Below are 1,942 nucleotides of genomic sequence, written 5' to 3'. Positions count from 1 at the left end.
TGACCGGGGCGGCGGCGGTGGCCGAGCTCGCGGCACGGCACGGCGTCACGGCCGAGCCCGTCGCGGGGGAGCCGCAGGCGGCCGCCCTGGTGCGGGCTGCGGTACGCGGGGACGGGAGCGACCCGTCGGCCGGGAGGTTCCTCGACGTCCTCGCCGACCGGGTCGCGCTCGGCGCCGCCGCCGTCGTCTCCGTCCTGGACCCCGGCTGCGTCGTGCTGGCCGGCGAGACCGGCCGGGCGGGCGGCGACACACTCGCCGCCCGGGTGCGGGACCGCCTCGCCCGGATGTCACCGCTCGCCACCGAGGTACGGGCCGGCACCCTGGGCGGCGGCGCCGTCCTGCGCGGGGCGCTGCTGACCGCCCGGGACCGAGCCCAGGACGACCTGTTCGGACCGCGGGGGCATTGAACCCGTTCCGGCCGGGGCGGGCTGCGCGGAACGCCGTACCCCCTGCCCAGTCCTCGGCCGAGCCCAGGACGCCGTGTCCGAGCCGCAGGGGCATCAGCCGCCCCGGCAGGGTCGGCCCCCTCGCCGGGCGCGGGGCCTGCGCGGACGCCGTACTCCCGCCGGCCCCGGCGCGGCGACCCACCGGCTCGGTCAGCCGCGCCGCCCGCCCTCGGCCGCGCCTGCGAACCGTGCCGTCAGGTACTCCTCGAACGTGCCCTTGCCCAGCGCACGGTCCGGTGCCAGGTGGCCGCCCGCACGGAACGCGCGGTAGGTCTTCCCGGCGAGCGGCACGTTCACCACGGCCCGCCGGCGTCCCGTCGCGGCCAGGTAGGCGCGGGCCAGCGACTCGAAGCTCAGCACCTCGGGGCCGCCCAGGTCGGGGACCCGCCCGGCGGGCTCACCGGCCGCCAGTTCGGCGAGCCGGTCCGCGACCTCCCGCACCTCGACCGGCTGGTCGGCGACCTTCGCCGGCACCAGCACGACCGGCGGCTTGGCCAGGCCCTGGAGCAGCCGCACCACCAGGTCGTGGAACTGCGTCGTCCGCAGCACCGTCCAGCCGATCCCGGACTCCTCGACGAGCCGCTCGACGGCCAGCTTGCTGCGGTAGTAGCCGAACGGCACCCGGTCGACGCCGACGATCGAGATGTACACCAGGTGCCGCACCCCGGCCCGCCGGGCGGCCGCCAGCAGGTTGGCGGCCGCCCGCTCGTCGCCGCCGGTCTGCGTGGTCGCGCAGTGCACGACCGTGCCGACGCCGTCGAGCGCCGCGTCCAGCCCGGCGCCGCCCTTGCGCAGGTCGACGGCGTGCGGCTGGGTGTGCCGGCTGAGCACCCGCACCTCGTGCCCGTCCGCGCGCAGCCGCTCCGTGACGAACCGGCCGAGCGTGCCGGTGCCGCCGGTCACCAGGATCGTGGTCATGCTGTTCAGCCCCTTCGGACGGATGGTGCTCCCGAGTGGAACACCCTCTCGTCGGCTCGGACGGATCAGCACGCCGAGAACGTGACACGTTGGGTGGCCCGGCGGCGGGCAAGGGCCGTCGTCACCGCCGCCGGGCCGGTCCTGCGGGGGGCTCAGCAGGCGCCGAGGTCCTGCCAGACGCCCCACTCCCCGGTGGTTCCGGGCTCCTCGCCCTTCGTCCACCACTTGGACTTCCAGGAGTGCCCCGCGTGGGACACCGTGATGCCCCCGCCGTACGAGTCGGCCGCGCTCCAGGCCGGTGCGGCGCACTGACCGGTGCCGCCCGTCGGGGTCGGGGTGGGGGCCCCGGTGTCCGTCGGCGTGGGCGTCGGGGCCGGCGTACCGGGGGTCACCACGGTGGTTCCCCGGGCCAGGTCACCGGCCAGGGCGTACGACTTCCCGCCGAAGGTCACCGTCCAGTTCGACGGCGTCGACACCGGCAGGTAGTACACGAAGTCCACGGTGGTGGAGGCGCCCGGCGCCAGCGACTGCCAGGCCGGCAGCTTCAGCGAGACGCGGTGGTGGTCGCCCTTCAGCCC

At 76.9% G+C, this 1,942-nt stretch carries 2 protein-coding genes and 1 pseudogene; 1 reads left to right on the top strand and 2 read right to left on the bottom strand.

What is annotated here, in order from left to right; genetic code table 11:
* Nucleotides 1-407, top strand: a pseudogene (locus GTW67_RS06365) (ROK family protein); the annotation flags it as partial.
* A gap of 189 nt (nucleotides 408-596) precedes the next feature.
* On the opposite strand, the gene GTW67_RS06360 reads toward GTW67_RS06365, so the two are convergent.
* Together GTW67_RS06360 and GTW67_RS06355 are read right to left on the bottom strand one after the other, a co-directional pair.
* The gene (locus GTW67_RS06360; RefSeq protein ID WP_161163814.1) at nucleotides 597-1,364 is read right to left on the bottom strand and encodes an SDR family oxidoreductase; all 768 of its coding nucleotides are present in this window, start codon (nucleotides 1,362-1,364) and stop codon (nucleotides 597-599) included.
* Nucleotides 1,365-1,516: 152 nt separating this feature from the next.
* On the bottom strand, nucleotides 1,517-1,942 hold a 426-nt coding region (locus tag GTW67_RS06355), incomplete at its 5' end, for a chitinase C-terminal domain-containing protein (RefSeq protein ID WP_202436888.1).

It is taken from the genome of Streptomyces sp. SID5910 (genome assembly GCF_009862125.1).
In the GTDB taxonomy this organism is placed as follows: Bacteria; Actinomycetota; Actinomycetes; order Streptomycetales; family Streptomycetaceae; genus Streptomyces.
The sequence above is the reverse complement of the archived record's forward strand: the minus strand, read 5'-3'. Positions and strand labels throughout refer to the sequence as shown.

Excerpts from the sequence above, each read along its gene's own strand:
- GTW67_RS06360 (WP_161163814.1), bottom strand. The coding sequence starts at position 1,364 with ATGACCACGATCCTGGTGACCGGCGGCACCGGCACGCTCGGCCGGTTC.